11 protein-coding genes and 2 pseudogenes are annotated in these 16557 nt (G+C 55.2%); 4 read left to right on the top strand and 9 right to left on the bottom strand.

The window, feature by feature from the left end; genetic code table 11:
• The first annotated feature begins 394 nt into the window (after positions 1-394).
• Positions 395-2881: a PQQ-binding-like beta-propeller repeat protein gene (locus AC1DIH_RS27330; RefSeq protein ID WP_477773975.1), complete on the top strand. Its 2487-nt coding sequence runs from the start codon at positions 395-397 to the stop codon at positions 2879-2881.
• 76 nt (positions 2882-2957) lie between these two features.
• Here AC1DIH_RS27330 and AC1DIH_RS27335 read toward each other — a convergent pair whose 3' ends face one another.
• The 4 genes and pseudogenes from AC1DIH_RS27335 to AC1DIH_RS27350 form a co-directional block, all read right to left on the bottom strand.
• The gene (locus AC1DIH_RS27335; protein WP_102667228.1) at positions 2958-3356 is read right to left on the bottom strand and encodes a GIY-YIG nuclease family protein; all 399 of its coding nucleotides are present in this window, start codon (positions 3354-3356) and stop codon (positions 2958-2960) included.
• Between the two features lie 130 nt (positions 3357-3486).
• Complete coding sequence (locus AC1DIH_RS27340) at positions 3487-8256, bottom strand: DUF3320 domain-containing protein (protein WP_477773976.1); 4770 nt, start codon at positions 8254-8256, stop codon at positions 3487-3489.
• 190 nt (positions 8257-8446) lie between these two features.
• Positions 8447-8667 (bottom strand): annotated as a pseudogene (locus AC1DIH_RS27345) (GNAT family N-acetyltransferase); the annotation flags it as partial.
• A gap of 1 nt (position 8668) precedes the next feature.
• Positions 8669-8824, bottom strand: a pseudogene (locus tag AC1DIH_RS27350) (XRE family transcriptional regulator); the annotation flags it as partial.
• Positions 8825-9046: 222 nt separating this feature from the next.
• Between AC1DIH_RS27350 and AC1DIH_RS27355 the strand changes: the two are divergent.
• Both AC1DIH_RS27355 and dapF read left to right on the top strand, forming a co-directional pair.
• Positions 9047-9955 (top strand): alpha/beta fold hydrolase, encoded by a 909-nt coding sequence (locus AC1DIH_RS27355; protein WP_477773977.1) that lies wholly within the window; start codon positions 9047-9049, stop codon positions 9953-9955.
• Between the two features lie 142 nt (positions 9956-10097).
• Complete coding sequence (gene dapF, locus AC1DIH_RS27360; protein WP_477773978.1) at positions 10098-10916, top strand: diaminopimelate epimerase; 819 nt, start codon at positions 10098-10100, stop codon at positions 10914-10916.
• A gap of 303 nt (positions 10917-11219) precedes the next feature.
• Here the strand turns inward: dapF and AC1DIH_RS27365 are convergent, their stop codons facing one another.
• Positions 11220-11492: a DUF2798 domain-containing protein gene (locus AC1DIH_RS27365; RefSeq protein ID WP_427527742.1), complete on the bottom strand. Its 273-nt coding sequence runs from the start codon at positions 11490-11492 to the stop codon at positions 11220-11222.
• Between the two features lie 131 nt (positions 11493-11623).
• On the opposite strand from AC1DIH_RS27365, the gene AC1DIH_RS27370 reads away from it, so the two are divergent.
• Positions 11624-12565: a LysR family transcriptional regulator gene (locus AC1DIH_RS27370; protein WP_477773999.1), complete on the top strand. Its 942-nt coding sequence runs from the start codon at positions 11624-11626 to the stop codon at positions 12563-12565.
• Between the two features lie 399 nt (positions 12566-12964).
• Here AC1DIH_RS27370 and AC1DIH_RS27375 read toward each other — a convergent pair whose 3' ends face one another.
• The 4 genes from AC1DIH_RS27375 to AC1DIH_RS27390 are packed head-to-tail and all read right to left on the bottom strand — an operon-like array spanning position 12965 to position 16465.
• Positions 12965-14518, bottom strand: a complete 1554-nt coding sequence (locus tag AC1DIH_RS27375; protein ID WP_477773979.1) for an isocyanide synthase family protein — start codon at positions 14516-14518, stop codon at positions 12965-12967.
• Positions 14494-14724 (bottom strand): hypothetical protein, encoded by a 231-nt coding sequence (locus AC1DIH_RS27380; RefSeq protein WP_477773980.1) that lies wholly within the window; start codon positions 14722-14724, stop codon positions 14494-14496. The genes AC1DIH_RS27375 and AC1DIH_RS27380 overlap by 25 nt, the downstream gene beginning before the upstream one ends.
• Before the next feature lie 29 nt (positions 14725-14753).
• Complete coding sequence (locus AC1DIH_RS27385) at positions 14754-15470, bottom strand: HAD family hydrolase (RefSeq protein ID WP_477774000.1); 717 nt, start codon at positions 15468-15470, stop codon at positions 14754-14756.
• Positions 15470-16465 (bottom strand): L-tyrosine/L-tryptophan isonitrile synthase family protein, encoded by a 996-nt coding sequence (locus AC1DIH_RS27390; RefSeq protein ID WP_477773981.1) that lies wholly within the window; start codon positions 16463-16465, stop codon positions 15470-15472. The genes AC1DIH_RS27385 and AC1DIH_RS27390 overlap by 1 nt, the downstream gene beginning before the upstream one ends.
• Positions 16466-16557: the final 92 nt, after the last annotated feature.

The following is a 16557-nucleotide window of genomic DNA, read 5'->3' on the forward strand; positions in this document are numbered from 1 at the left end:
CCATCTCTGCGAGAAACCGTTCGCGGCGAGTTTGCTTACGTTTGCCGGCGTATTCGAAGTCGGAAAAGCTCATCTGGCTCATGAGGGGCTCGGGTCAGGTGGTGAGGCTGTATTTCATCACGATTGAGGAATTGTTCGGAGTTTCCCTAGCTGATATTAAACCGTCGTCTACCATGGAAAATGCGACTGGTAGCCCTGTGCCTGCAACACTGGGTCGCTCTTCACACAGGATGTAAGTGCTTCATTAGCTGGGAGGCTAACAATATGTCTATCGCAATGCAGTCAATGACTTCCACATCATCCAGTGCGGCTCGCACTTGAGTAATAAAACAACTACGCCTGTCAGGACGTATCCACGGTCTGTGGTAACTATTAATTCAAAAGAGTGAAACCTATGAGCCTTAGAACGGTACTCAGTCGACTGATGTTGTGTCTGTGTGGTTTATTCGCGGTCTCATCGGCTTGTGCGGAAAATGTGATCATTGCCACTCCCCAAAAAGGTGTGGGGATCGAAGTGGACGTATTCGACAGTCCTGATGCCATCAATGGAAAACCGTCTGCAACCAGCAGTGTGCCATCCACTTCGGTTGGGTTGTTTACACCCGCAGTGCAATCGTTCAAAGGCAAGATGTATATGTTCTGGGTCAGCGATAGTGATACCGCTCATATCTATTTTTCCACTTCGGCGGAGGGAAATAATTGGTCTCCTCCACAGTCCATCCCCGTCGCCAATATCCTGGGTAATGTTTCAGTAACGGTGTTCAAGCAAAAGCTGATACTGACCTTTACCGACCAGGCTCAAATAAATAGCATCAGTTCCGAAGATGGCATGACTTGGTCCAACGCTAGCCCTGTCACGGCCTCCAGTGATGCCGCCTATAACAGTCCTGTGGTGTACAACAGACAATTGTTTGTCTTCTACTGCGAGGAGGACGACGACACTGTTTACTACGTGACCTCGGACGATGGTCTTCAGTGGAGCCAGCCAAATCTCGGGTTCAAGGCAAACGCTTACAGGGTCCTGAGCATAGTGCCGGTGGTTTATAACGGTGAGCTGTTGCTTTACTACTCTTATGATGTTGGCCATTTGGCCGTGCGTGCTTACGACCGCAGTGCTCATTGGGGCGATGAGCAAACGCTGTCGGGAATCGCCAATGAGCTTCTCCTGAGCCGTGCAACAATGATCGGCAACCGCATTTTTATCAGCAGTGGCACTAATACGTTTGCTTCAACCGACGGAGTCAACTGGAGCCCCTATTTTTCCAAGACGTTCCCCGGGGATTTGACGGGCGCGCCGGGACTGGGCGTTTCCTATGCCATTACCACGAGCGATCTGACAGCAAACAACCCACAACTGCCTGCGGACCTGGCAACGGGTCTTAGCCATACCGACTATGCAACGTTCGCCTGGCGAAGTTTTTTCGCACTGAACAATACGGCCAAGACCCCGTTGCCGGCTAACCGTGGCGTCGGCAATCCCGGTAGCAGCTTTGCCGATTCGGGCAAGGTGCCGCAATCGCCCAATCCCTTGTTGTGGCAAACCTTCGCCCATCGCAGCGAGTTGTTTCCGGCGGTAGCGCCAAACCCCGCTGGCGGTCCTACGCGTCCATTCACTTCTGAACCGCAATACACCTATTTCAGTTTTCCCAGCGGTGTGCCTTTGGCGCCAGGGGCCAGTTATGCCTATTACAACAATCTGGACGAGGCGACCCAGATAGGCCAGAACGCGATATTTTTTCCGGTCAACCCTCCGCAAGCGGCAAAAGCAGGGAGTAACTATGCGCCTTCTAACGACAGTCAGATCCTGTTCGAAGCCAAGGCGAACCCCGTCGTCTACGAGTATGCGAAAGGCTTGAGCAGCTTCCCGGATCATATAGTGCTGCCTGACGGCGCAGTGGAGGTCAAGGCTGCGTGGCGCAAGCTGGCAGACATTCCGGTCCAGAATCGCGGGCGCTACCATACGGCGACGGTGGTGACCTATCAGGGCAAAGACGATGCGCCGGTGGCGCACAATGAAGACTACGCGTTGGTAGCCCTGCATATCATCCATAAGACGCCCAATTACCCGACCTTCATATTCGCCACGTTCGAGCAAGAGGATGCCCTGACGCTGCCCGATGGCAAGTCGCCGACGGGTCTTTACTACGTTGCCAACTACGACACGATTGACTATCCCGGTTTCGATAAAAACAATCCCCCAACGGCCACCTTCTCTGACGGCAACAAAACCTATATGGCTTCCTTGCCAAAGGCGGGCGCAGTCGCCAATTCGAACCTTAGTCCGCCCGTCTACTCCGGCAGTAACGGGATTCCTGAGGGGCAAGCCGGCCCGATCCGTGTGGTGCAACCGCTGACCATTTATTCCGAAGTCGCAGCGGTGAACAATCAGGTCAAGCAGCTGATGGACGGCAGTAGCGAATTCAACAATTCGGTCTGGAAGCACTATCGGCTTAAAGGGGTGCAGGCTATCCCGTCGAGTACTCAAACCGACCCGGATTATTACCTGGCCAATATCGTGGTCGAAAGCAGCCAGCCGGGGATTCAGCTGTTTCGCGGGAGCAACGTATTCCCCATTCCGAATAACAACACCCTGACCAATGCGCGCAACCAAACCAACATCATGGTGCCGGATTATGACCACAGCACTCAAAGCCTGACCATGGGCGGCTGTATGGGATGTCACGGCATCGCCCAGAGCTCGCTCAAACAAGGTTTCAGTTTCCTGTTTGATGCGATCAATCCCATGCTCGGGCAGAGCAGCACCGGCTTCGCGAACCCGGAGACTGTAGGTTTGCCGGACCCTCGCACCATGAAAGAACGGGCCCTGAAATATTCTTTCGGTCCTCAGAATAAGATTGCAATCGAGAAGGCGAACAAGTAGTAGCCAAATACCTCGAAGGCTAAACTTGAAAAAGGTGACAGATTTATTTATTAAAATATATCTGCCACCCTTTATCTTATGAGGAGAACATTGCTGCGAAGTCGCGAGGACCAGGCTTAGAGTTGTGTGGGGGTTTTAATGCAAGGATCAAAAGTAGTTCTAGCGTCAGCCTATCAGTTTCACTGCTGATCTGAATGAAGCGGACAGTCTCCCAGCGATCCCACCATGTGGTTTTTTTGTGAGGCGAAGTCTGATCGTGCTGTCGCATCTTAATTGTGCGACCTGTCACTCCAACGTACAGCGCTTGCCCTTCTTTATCAAAATAAGCGTAGACCGCACCTGTTCCGTTATCACCTAGCTTTCCCTTTGCGAAATAGGTTTCGCGATTGTTCGGGGCCGTGGCTGATAAAAAGAGATCTTTAGCATCAGTTGATGCCCTCTCAATCGACTGGCGTAAACTAGCGAACATTGGCATGAAATCGACCTGACTGGTGTTGGAAGCGGAAAATCAGTACGTATATTATTAGAAGACGGATAAGAGATGACGGATCTATTTTTCAAATAAATCCACCACCTTTTAATTACCGGTACAACGGCCTCCCCCATCAGCCAGAAGTAGACACCACCAACCGGCCCTCTCTCAGCTCCAACCGTCTATCACGCGTCAATTGCTCGATTCTTTCTTTCAATGGCGCTGTCACCTTGGCCGTGGCGCGACCAAAACCGAGCAGTCTCAAGGCGCCAGAGATCGCGTCGTCATGACTCATGGAAAACCCCGAAATGATGATTTCTATCAGGGCCTGGTCGAGCTTTTCCGGCGCGACCCACTCCAGTTTGCGCTCGGCAGACTCCCAATGTGCTCGGCTGCGAATGACAACGGGGCGATTCTCGACAAGGTGAAGAAATTCGCCACGGCGCAAGAAGTGCCTCTGCTTAATCCCCATGCCAATGGCGTTCTCCACGGCGGCAGTGATTCTTGAGCCTTGCCGTGTCACCCCGAAAGCCTCCATTAGCCGCCGAGTGACCTCTACTGAATGCACCGGAGATTCGACATCGACCACTGAACGGATCAACCGCAGCAGGTGTTCAGGCTGGTGTTGATGTAGCTCCACTTGGGTGCTGACTGCAGAGAGCCGCGCCTTTTCATAAGGTTGGCTGGCGACCAGCTCGACTTCGGCAATGGTTTCGTCACGGATAATTTCATGCTGGGGTTCGCTCAGAGTTTCTGTAACCGAGACGCTACGACGATTGGCTATATGTTCGCGGGCCGCTTCGATTGCCGCCACTGTGCGTGTGATTTCTTGCTTAGGATTGCGGAACCAATCGGTACTCCAGATACGATGGAAGTTCCAGCCCAAGCCCTCAAGCACACCTTGGCGCAAGCGATCGCGATCACGTGCAGAGCGCGAGCTGTGATAGGCCGCGCCATCGCATTCAACAGCCAGCACGTATCGGCCTGGGAACTCGGGGTCTCTCACGGCGAGGTCAATGAAGTAACCGGCAGTACCGACTTGTGGCTCTACCTGGTAGTCGAGATCACGCAAGGCCCGGATAACCTCATCCTCAAAGGGCGAGTCTGTAGCCTTGCCGGTTTCCTTGGCGACTTCCAGTTCCCCCGTTTCCGCGTACTTGATGAAGTTTTTCAAGGCTCGTACGCCATGCTTGGCAGTGGCATCGATCTCCAGTTCATCGCCACGGAAGTTACAGAACACGCGCATAGCCAATTTGGCCCGTGTGATCAAAACGTTGAGTCGGCGATGCCCGCCATCTTTATTGAGCGGGCCAAATTCACGGGCGATTCGACCGGACTCATTGCGGCCATATCCAATGCTGATGAAGATCACGTCGCGCTCATCACCCTGAATGTTCTCAAGGTTTTTTACGAAGAACGGCTCGCTGCCCTGTGCGGTGAAAAATACTTCAGCCTGAGGTGTCTTGCGCCGCAACAACTCAACCTCAACGTTGATCAGATCACGCTGAGGGACGCTGAACGCGGCCACCCCCAAGGACAGTTCCGGTGTCTCCAGCGCGTGCTTCATCACCGCTTGGGCGACTGCTTTGGCCTCATCCTTGTTGGTCCGTGTGCGGCCACGGTCATACAGTGCCTGCGGAAGGTAATCGAAGCTCACGCCCTTCGCGTGTGGGTGCTGGCCAGCGGAAGGGAATACCACCAGTTTGCTGTCGTAGAACTCCACGTTGGAGACGGCGATGAGTGATTCGTGTCGGCTGCGGTAGTGCCAGCGCAGGTAGCGTTCCTGGCTGCCCGCCGCCTTGAATAGACTGAGGATGCTTTCGATGTCGGCGGTGGCTTCGTTGTCGTCATCAGCTGCAATGTCGCGGCTGAACAAATCGCTAGGCGGCATCTGCCGGGTGTCACCAACCACCACCACTTGCTTGCCACGTAAAATCGCGCCAAACGCATCAACGGCCTTGACCTGAGAAGCTTCGTCGAACACCACCACGTCGAACGCTAACTTGCCTGGGGGCAGGAAGTTGGCGATGGACATGGGGCTCATCATGAACACCGGCTTGATTTGCTGAATCGCCCGCCCGGCCTTGTCGATCAGTTGACGGATCGGAATGTGCCGGCGCTTCTTGTTCAGTTCTGCGCGCAAAATTGCCATTTCACCCGGCTGGTTCACATTAGGCATATGTTCCCAAACCTGCCGCGCTAGAAACGTTTGCGCATGGTTCAACGAAGCCGCATCGAGGGTTTTGAACTTGGCGATCTGATGCTCGTGTTTGATGCGGTCAAATTGCTGTAGTGCTGGCTTTTCGGCGTAGGCCTTCTGCACCAGCCCCGAATACCAGGAAAAGTCGAGGATCGCCGGTAGCTGATCGGGCGCATCGCTGCGCAGGGCAATGTTCAACAACTCGTCCAGTTGGGCCTGATGAACTTCGCCCGACAGTACGTTGAAGCGGGCCATTTGGTAGAGCGCGCCCAGGCTGGCCTGCCACAGTTCCAAGCGCGCGCCCAAAGCCGGCAGATCTAAACTACGCAGCATTTGTGCGGTGTCATCCTGCATACCGATGACTTCCAGACCAGCTAGCAATGCCTGATCGAGGCCAGCAAGATGCTCCTCGATGTCACTGACCGTCTCCCCAAGCCCGCTGGCGTCCGTGTGTCCGGCAAGGAACGCAATAATCCCCTGCGGTACATTGCCGTTGCCGAGGTCTTCGTAGAGCTGCACAACCCAGGCGCTTACGCGCTCAAGCACCGCCCAATCAGACTGCTGACGTTGCCATTGAGCACCGAAGAGAGCGCTGCCCAGCCCCTCATGTTGGTGGTAAACCTTCAGACTTTGCTGATAGGCAAGGACCGAATCGACCAGAGTGAGTTGCTCGGCGTTGCTGCCAGGCAGAGTGCCCTGCACAAGCCCTTGCAAGCGAGCCTTGGCCGCACGATAGCGCCCCGAAAATACTTTCCACCACTTGTCTCCGTAAGCCAGCAGATTCTGCCGAACTTCCAACAGGTCCTGCTCCCATGCGGCCTCGATCAGCTGGGTCCCGTGGTTGCCCCTACATGTGCTCATGCGCTGACCGGCATCGAGCAACTCACGAATTGCATCGCGGCGCAGCTGCCAGTCCCCTGTACTTAGCTCTACACCTTGCAAACGAGGCGCTTCGGCCGCCCGCCTTGCAGCGCGGCATATGACAGCAACGTCCGCGAGTGTGGCGGGCTGGGTCAGCATCAGTCGAATCGATAGCGCCTTGGCTGCAGCGTCCAGAGCGGCTAAATGCGCACTTGCTTGTTGCAACGCATCGTTCGCATTGTTCTGTTCAATAGGAGAGAAATAAGTTCGCTTGCTTCCCCAGAACGCGTTTTGGTCTGGACGGCCCATTTCCTTAAGATGAAGTGTCAATTCTTCAACCAACTGGCGGCGTTTTAGCTGGTCGGTCTGAGTCCATGACACCATTGGCGCGAAAGCAATCGTCGGCAACACGCCGTAACTGCGCTTGAGTTTGAGGTAACGGCCCAACACTTCTACAAAACCCATGCCGCTGGCACCCACTGGCGCACTCACCGCTTCACAGTACCGGTTTAAGTTGCCTTGCAATTCCGCCAGATTGACCAAATCATCTTCACCCACCTTGGTCAGCGGGCGACCCTGTTCAAGCGTGCGACCCAGCTCTTTGATCACCGATTGTTTGGTCGACTTGTGGCTGTGCAGCTCCAGCACCGCATCCCCCAAGTGACACTCGTCGAGCCGACGTTTAACCACTTCGAGAGCAGCCATTTTTTCGGCCACGAATAACACGGTTTTTTTCTGGGCAATCAATTCCGCGATGATGTTAGTGATGGTCTGCGACTTACCAGTGCCCGGAGGCCCTTGGATAACCAGGTTGGCGCCCTCGCGCACTTCGAGGATAGCTTCGGTCTGGCTGCTGTCCGCATCTTTGACGAATCGGACTTCCCCAGGCTTGAGCACCGAGTCGATGTTCACATCCTCGGCATAAGACGGCCGCTGGTCACCGAAGCCAGACCCCAGAAGCCGGTTGATTACCGGGTGGGTATCGGGTTGATGGTCTTGCGGCCAACTCTTCGGGTCCAGGTCCTTGAACATCAGGAACTTGCCAAAGGAGAAGAACCCGAGCGCAACCTCGTTTGTTGAAACCTTCCAGCGGGGTTGTTTGCTTACCAGGTCCGTCACTTCAGCATAAAAGCTGTCGAGGCTACCCTCTGCAGCATCGAAGCGATCCTCACTGAACTCACAAGCCGCGAGGTCGAGACCAAAATCGGTCTTGAGCTTGGCGATCAACGACAAGTTAGGCATCAACTCGTCGCCGGAATACTTCAGTTTGAAGGCGTCCTTTGCGCCGCTGCGTTCAAGGGTTACCGGCAACAACATCAAAGGAGCCTTGCGAAGGGTCTCTGAGCTGTCCGCTTCGTACCAATGAAGGAAGCCCAGCGCCAGAAACAGGGTGTTTACCCCTTGCTCCTCGACAAAGGCTCGCGCCTCACTGTGAATCCTCAACAGCTGCAGGAAAAGGCGCTCCTCATCCAGTGCCGTCTGCAAGCGCGTATCCGTATGCCGCCGCGCTCGACCCGACTCATCCACCTCATCGTCGACAGTACTCAATTCACCCAAGCCGTCGAGTTCATGCAACAACAACTCATCAGTCACTACGTCCTGAGCGTCTTCTCCTTCGGGGGGAGCGACCTTCGCCAACGCCGCCAACTTCTGGCGGGCCATCGGCGAAAAACTCATGGCTTTCTCCTGCCGATAAAGCAGGTGGAACACCGACTCAGACAGTTCATCCACCACCGCCAACGTCTTGGCTGACGCGCGGAAGTTCAGCATGGTGTTGCGAAGGCCGATATCGAGTAGCTCCTTGCGGCTACCCTGCAGCTTTTGACTAATCCCTGAACTCATGAAGACTCTCTTGAAGCGTGGCCGAGGCTGGAAACGATGGGAAACAGATTACCGTCGGTTAACGGCAGATGCATGATCATGGACGACGATCATCGCTATCACAACGAACTAACGTTGCCTGTAGAATTATTTTTCGTTAGGTCCACAGGTACTGAAAAGTAAGCCTTGGCGCAATCAACCCATGCCAACTTCACAAAACCCCCGTCACCATAGGAACACAAGCCAACTGAAGCCCGGAAGGTGAATAGTAAATCCCATGTAACCGCATCGCCGGTAAAAGTCAGCAGCGTTCAACATAGCGTCCAGATTGACTTCCTCCAACCCCAGATCCCGAGCAAGGCACTCAAGGTAGTTTAGGACTTTCATGCCAATACCTTGTTGCATGAAACCCGGTAGCACGAAGATCGCGCCGGGCACGAAACACGTACTCCTGATCGCGAGGCGGTTGATCAAAGGCAAAAAAGTCCGCCAAAGACATAGAAATGCCTTCAAGCAGTTTCTTGAGAGAGCTAACGAAAGGGCTTACTCGATTCTCTTCGATGAGGGAGATGCTGGCATCGGTGACGCCGCCACCGGGCCAGGATAACGACCAGCATCCCCAACCAAACGGTCTAAGCTCATCCGATCGGACCTTATCGTGCTTCAGAAGACTCGCCATTCTGATCCTATCGGCTTGCTACTGAATGGCACATGCCGATTTTGTGCATCACGTTACGCGGTCAACTCCGCCGCCAAGCGACACGCACATTGACTCGGGCCCCCTTCCACGCGCACGTCCGGAGACACCATCATGCCCCGCGTCCTACTGACCGCTTTCATGCTGCTAGCTCTAAGCCTCCCCGCACATGCTCAGGTGACGCCATTTCCTGCCTCCTTTCGTATTCAGGACATCCCTGTAGAAGGCGTCAAACTGCATGTGCGTGTCGGCGGCAAGGGGCCGGCCGTGGTGCTGTTGCATGGCTTTGGCGATACCGGCGATATGTGGGCGCCACTGGCTGCCGATCTGGCCCGGGATCACACGGTCGTGGTGCCGGACCTTCGCGGCATGGGCTTGTCGTCGATCCCGGACAGCGGCTACGACAAGAAGACCCAGGCGGGCGACATCCGCGCGGTGTTAGCCGCGCTGGGTATCGAACACTCGGTGGTCATCGGCCACGACATCGGCACCATGGTCGCCTACGCCTACGCCGCGCGTTATCCGCAGCGCACCGATCGCCTGGTGGTGATGGATGCGCCCGTGCCGGGCATTCCGCCCTGGAACGAGATTGTCCGCTCACCGATGCTTTGGCACTTCGACTTTGGCGGGCCGGATGCTGAACGCCTGGTGGCCGGTCGTAAGCGCATCTACCTGGACCGGTTCTGGAACGAGTTCGCGGGCAATCCCACCAAGGTGGATGAAGCAACCCGTCAGCATTACGCCAAGCTCTACGCCCGCCCCGGCGCCATGCACGCAGCCTTCGCCCAGTTCCGCAGCATTCGTCAGGATGAGGTGGACAACAAAGCCTCGATGGCGACGCGACTGACGATGCCGGTACTGGCCATTGGTGGAGAAAAGTCTTTTGGAAGTAATGAAGCGATCGTGATGCGCAATGCGGCGAACAAGGTCACGGAAGTGGTGGTGCCGGGGGCAGGACATTGGCTGATGGAAGAGGCGCCGACGCAGACTATTCGGGCGGTTCGCGACTTTATTGCGCAGTGATGGGTTGAGGTCTCGGAGGGGATTATTGGAGGGCACTGCACTCAGGGCCTGCCCCGCGTTCATTTAAGGGGCTAGACGATAGCTGTAAATAAATCTGAAAATCATCTGGCTAGCCTCCCCCACCTCTCGCCAGGGTCTATCAATGCCGCTTAGCTTTCATAAAATGCACGCCAACGGCGATGACTTCGTTATCGTGGACTCGCGAAACTCGTCCAATCCAATGACAAGTAACATGGCTCGGCGGATGGGGGATCGGAACCAAGGAGTCGGATTCAATCAACTCGCAGTGGTGCTCGATTGCGATGATGCAGATGCGCGCTTGATGTTTTGGAATGCAGATGGTTCCACGCTGGACGTTTGTGGCAGCGCAACGCGGGGTGCCGCGGATATGCTGATGCGCGAATCCAATATTACTTCGATAGCGCTCCGAACCAACCGTGGTCTACTGACTTGCGAACGAACCTCAACCGGCGCCATTTCTGTCGACATGGGAGTGCCGCTTTTCGGCTGGTCGGATATTCCTCTGGCTTTGGAAATGGATACTGCTGTTTTGCCACTTGCTGGCAGCCCAACAGCTTGCAGCATGGGAAATCCGCACTGCTCCTATTTTGTGGATGATCTAGCAGCCGTTGATATAGCGACAATTGGACCGGCAATTGAAACTAATCCCCTATTTCCCCTCAGGACGAACGTGCATTTCGTCCAGATCATTGACCGAAAGCACATTCGATTGCGCATTTGGGAGCGCTGGGGCGGTATTCCGCTTGGTTCAGGTTCCTGCTCTTGCGGCGCTGCTGTTAACGGAATACGTCGTGGTTTGTTAGACAACTCCGTGGAGGTTGAATGTGATGGCGGGACTGTAACGGTTCAATGGGATGGCGTGGGACCTGTCTTTCTGACCGGACCGGTCGAGGCGATTTTTTCGGGAATAATCACAGATAGCCTGTTACAGGCTTTGTAGTTTCTATATCTGTGATAAACAGAGCAACAAAGGAGGACAGTTTTATTTTCGACTAAAAGGCTTCTCTAATAACGAAGTCCGCTAAGATGGCAAATAAATCTGTCACCTTTTACACGACGCCAAGCTGCAAATTTTCCAGGATCACGACCTTGGTTTTGCAGACACTACTGAAACTCCGCTTGACCGATTTCTACCTGTAGCAACTGGCTTAATGGGTCGACTCCGGCCTGTGACGACCGGCAACAGTCAACCCGATATGGCAGTCCACAACGCCTCACCAATGAGGCCACTGAGAAGCCGCTCTTAATGCGGGTGTACCGTTAAAGAAACCAGTTTGAGCACAATGGGGCGAACGACCAGTATGCACAGGAATGCAACGGGCATAGCCAATTTATAGGCGCGCAGTGTATTACTTAGATAATCAGTCCCAATGCCGGAGTTTGCCGCCGTGATCACGAGTGACATCAAGAACGCCATGATGGTGGCCATATAGAGTGCGAAAATATAGTGAGTGGTGCGAGCCGAGAGCTTGCGCCGTTTGAAAAATAGAGTTTTAGAGGATGCTTGGGGATTCATATCAGACCTTTGTGATCGTCCATTGATAGGTAACGAGCACCATAACAAGATCAAAAATCAGCAACTAGACGATTAACGGTAATTACTTTATAAAGAAAATCTTATGAATGATTCTTCCCATTGGGTTAAAGATGAACCTGTTAGGTGCGATTGATAGCTTTATCAAGGTGGTTGAGGCGGGCTCCATTGTGGGCGCTGCCAAAACCCTGGGCGTCAGTGCCGCAGCCGTTAGCCAGACCATAAATCGCTTGGAAACCCATCTAGGCACGCGCCTTCTCCAGCGCACCACACGTAGCATGGTGTTAACCGAGAGCGGCGCGGTGTACTACGAAAAAGTGAAGCGCATAGCGCGTGATCTCGAATCGGCGCAAAGTGCGATCACCAGCGCACAGACTCAACTCCAAGGGCGACTGTGCATCGCTTCTACCTCGGCTTTCGGGCGGCATGTGCTGGCTTCAATAATCGCCGGTTTCGGTACCCGTTACCCACGCCTGACACTTGAACTCTCAACCACAGATCGCAAAATTAATCATATTCAAGATGGCATTGATCTGAGCCTGCGGATCAAACCACAACTAGAAGAGGGGATCGTCGCTCGCAAGATCGTTTCGGTCCCTTTTATCATCTGCGCGTCCCCCACCTATTTGGAACGAGCCGGCTGGCCACGCAGCCCTGACGAACTCCAACAGCACGCCTGCCTGGCCTTTCGCTACCCGCTGGATGGACGCTTTCTACGTTGGGTTTTTATCCGGGATGGGCAACGTTACGACGCTACTATCAATGCGACCGCAATCAGTGACGATATTGACGCTCTAGCCCAAATGGCTATCCACGGCGCGGGAATTATCCGCTTGGCAGAGTTCGTGGCCGCGCCCTATATCGAGAGTGGCCAACTCGTTCCTCTGTTTGAACATCGCCACGCTTCAACTTATGCCTACGCTGAACCGCTCGATATTTATGTATGCGTCCAAGAACGCGCCGCCATCACACCCAAGGTCAAAGCGTTTATGAGTTATTTGACTGAATGTCTAGAAATGCGCTGGCCGGTGAACAATACCTTTACTGCGTCCTGACACCGCGCTTTGCCGCTTTCATGAATTTAATGGCCGAGCGGCGCTATTCCCACTGACACAGACTGGCTTGCTTACCATTCCGCAATTTCGCTGAAAATCAACATCTACGGCTATGTCAATAAGTGCCATTCAGATTTGTCACCTTTTAGGCATGGTCATTCCATGCGCTGGCGTGAGCATCCTGGATTATTCGAAAGAGCTTTCGCCTCCTTGCATTGAGATAAATATCCTCGGCGCCCCACATCACTTATATGAGAAATTATTTACTCAACACGTTGCTTCGTACGAATACCCGTTTAGCTAAACGAATGTGAAGGCAGCCCCAGTGACGTCAAACGGGCTACCTATAAGGGGATTTCTTGCAAGGCCCTGTCTCCAGGGCCTGCCAGACAATAGCGGTTAGTAAACCTGCACCCGCCACAGCTCCCGCGAGGAGGAAGCCGGCGACATCGGCAGTCGGCCGTGCAGTGTCCGATAGTTGTCGATCAGCACCAGATCACCTTCGCTCCATTGATGGGCGATCAGGCAATCCGGGTCATAAACCAGCGCGTTGACCTGTTCAAGCAGCGCCTGCTGGGCCTCCTCGTCATGGTCCTGCACAGACTGGCTCAGGGTCTGCAATGTCGAGTCGGTGCCCTCTTGGTAACGCAGGATGAGTTCGCCGCTACGGGGGTGATGATCCACCAGGCTGTACATGCGCGGCGAACCGCCGAAGTAAGTCATCTTGGTGTAGTAGGTGATGTTCACCGCCTGCCATTGTCGGGCGACGTGCTGTCCGACTTTTCGCAGCACGTTTCGGCTGTCGACGATGGTGGTCTGCCCCTCGCCCGGCTGCGGCGCGGTCTTGCAATACAGCATGAATTTGCTGGCGCAGAATTTCGGATTGCGCTGAACCTGTGGGTCGCTGTCGGGCAGCATGTTCAGGTCCCAGTGCAACGGCGTTTTCTCCAGCGAGTGCACCACGCCTTGGGGTTTGTCCGCGGGCTTGACCACATGCACGGCACCGAAGGCCCACTCGTACAGCGTGCCAAAACGTTCGCAGCTACGAGCAAAACTGTCCTGGTCGTCGAAGCGACAGCCCTTGAGGCAGACGAAACCAAAGGTTTCCACCAGTGCCTCCAGCAGGCTGGTGGACAGTCGCTCGAACCCCAGCCCCAGCGGGTCTCGCACCACCAGGCCAAATAGCGGAAGCTTTTGCAGTTCGTATTCGAAACCTTGGGCCTGCGGGTTTTCTGTTTGGTGGTAGAGCCATGGCCGCCCCTGCCAGGTGACCAGCACATGGTGGTCGAGGTCGACCTGGGCCCGTGCGCGAAGTCGCTGGCTACCATCGATGTTGCACACCGGCACGGCATGCCAGGGGCTGTCGACACGGGTCAGCCCTTCAGCCAACCCAACGGTGAATTTGGGTCCGGCATTGTTGTACTGATGGACCGACAATCGAATGTCATCGCCGAAGAAACGATCCACTGCCGCATTCAAGGCCTGCCCGCGAAACATCATCTGGTAGGCCTTGAAGTTGATTTGCTGCAGGTACTCGTCCTCGCTCTGCCCGTCCTCACGGCACAGGCGCAGGTCGTTGTACAAATGACTGCAGAGGTTGTCATGGGCCTGGCTGAGGGATTCGTCGTGCCGGCTCTGCTCGATCAGTTCTCCAAGGTTTTTCCAGGGTAGACGGGCCTGCTTGACCAGGCTGGCGCGGACCGCCTCGGCACTTTGGGCCTGCGGGAACAGGTCTTCCATGCTGACCCACTGAATCGTATGGGTGGTGCACAGTTCACGCAAAGCCCGGTTGTAGGCTGCGCGAACGTCGTCGGCCACCCCAACGATGTCATTGAACGTCGTCCCGTCGCTGAGGATCGACACCACACAGCCCGGTGTGTGCAATGCGGCGATGGCTTGGCCGAGCTGGTCGAGGCGCTCGATGGCCATCACCTCACCATAATCCGGCAGCACGCCGAAGGTCTGGTCACTGGCATTGGCGACTTGCAGGGGAAACCTGGCAGTACCAGACGTACTGGCAGGTTCTGATCAAAGCACTGCCCCAGGCTGCGCGCCAGATGCGCCCGGCCTTGTGTTTCGAAACAATCATCCGTGCCTTTGAGCAGATAACCAGACAGCAAATCGCTGACGGCAGCGATCCAGGCATCTCTATGTTCCATAGAACAACTTCCTTGAGGGTTTGTGTGTATCAATAGGATTTGACGGTATCGCCATGCTCGGTGAGCGCATGCGCTGTCCCGCAGACTTGCTGCAGAATGCGCAACAACCCGGCCGGTTGCTCACAGCAGAAGTTCGGAGCCTGGGCCTGCAACGTATGGGTCAGGCCATACCCCCAGGTGACCGCTGCCGAGTACATACCTGCGGCACGGGCAGTTTTCAGGTCGATCTCTGTGTCACCGACGAACAAGCAGCGTTGCGGATCAACCGACAACCGCCACGCGGCTTCCCAGGCCACATCCGGCTGAGGTTTGAGTGACCTGCCCGTGCGATGCCCCAGAATCGGCCCGAAAGCATGCTGCGGCAGCAATGCTCTGGAAACCTGCAAGGCCATTTCCTCGGCCTTGTTGGTCACGATAGCCAGCGGCAGCTGTAACTGGCGGCAGCCTTCGAGCAATTCCAGTACACCGCTGAATGGCCGGGAAAATTGAACCAGGTTGTGCTGATACAGCGTCACGTAGCGCTGGTGCAGGGCGATCGCATCCGCGATACCAAACTGCGCGGCAACCCGCTCAATCATCGCAGTGGTCCCGCCACCGATATAGCCCCGCACTGTTTGCGCGGTCAGCGCCTGGCAACCGTGTTCGAGTAACACCTGATTCAGGCACCAGGTGATGTCCGGCAAGGTGTCGACCAAGGTTCCATCCAAATCGAAGAGTACGGCTTCGACCCGCAACCGAGGCGCCATCATTGAGCACTGGCGTAGTGACAAGGACGCCCCTTGCGAAACACCAGACGGTGGTAGCGCTCATCGACATTACTGCGTTTTTCGAGGGTGACCACACCCCGTCGCTTGATGGCTACCGAATGCCAGGGAGTGCGCCACAGGTCACTGGTGGGCACCAGTCGGATACCGATCTTCGTCGACACCGCCAGTTGCGGGTGAATCGACAGGCGCAGGCAATGCGGGTAGCGCGCCAGTAACAGGGCGCTCCAGGCTTCACTGCGCTGAATCACCCGCTGGGAGGCCGGCTTGGCGACCTTCTTCACCGCATTCAGGCTCATGCCGGCGAATACCTTGAGCCCCGAGTAATCCTCGGACAGAAAGCGATGGATACCGCAGTACATCAACATCATGTGCGGTTCATCTTTGAAGCGCTGCTGCAACAGGATCAATGACTGGCCGTGCTCGATCATCATCTCCTCACGCATGGCGTCCAGACAATCAAGCTGAGGATAGGCATCCCTGAGGTCGAAATGGGCGAACGTACCGGGATAGTGCTGATCGGCGTAGTCCTGGATAGCGTCGGTGTAAGCCTTGACGTCAGAATCGGGAACATGCACCAAGTCAGAGAACACATAACCATCGGAGCAGATATGAATCAACGCGCCCGGCGCATAGATCTCCCGGATCTCCTCACACAGGCGGTGTAACTCGTCGATTGCATGGTGTTCAGCAAGATCAGGGAGATGGCTCAGGGTTTTCTTGCGGCTAGGCGACTTGCCGGGAAAGGCTGGCAAGACCATTTCGACCTTGCGACCGCTCTCGACCGCCTGCATTACCTTCGCCAGATGGGGTTCCAGCACCTGCAACGAAAGCTCATGATCCTGTTCCGGGGCAAGACTGCGACGCCGAAACAGACATTCGAGAATTTGCTGGGCAATGTTCATGTGCGGGGTGTTCTGATGCGCATGCACCAGCTGACCGTCCGCCGGTTGGGCAACGGTGTTTGAACCTTGCATAGACAATCCTTTGTGTGGTGAATAACGGCTATTTTTTGGCCGTAAGCAGATATGCCTTACCTGCGGGCGGCTAAATTCCTACAAGTCGTGAG

The sequence above is a fragment of the Pseudomonas sp. 05N36 genome, from assembly GCF_056397385.1.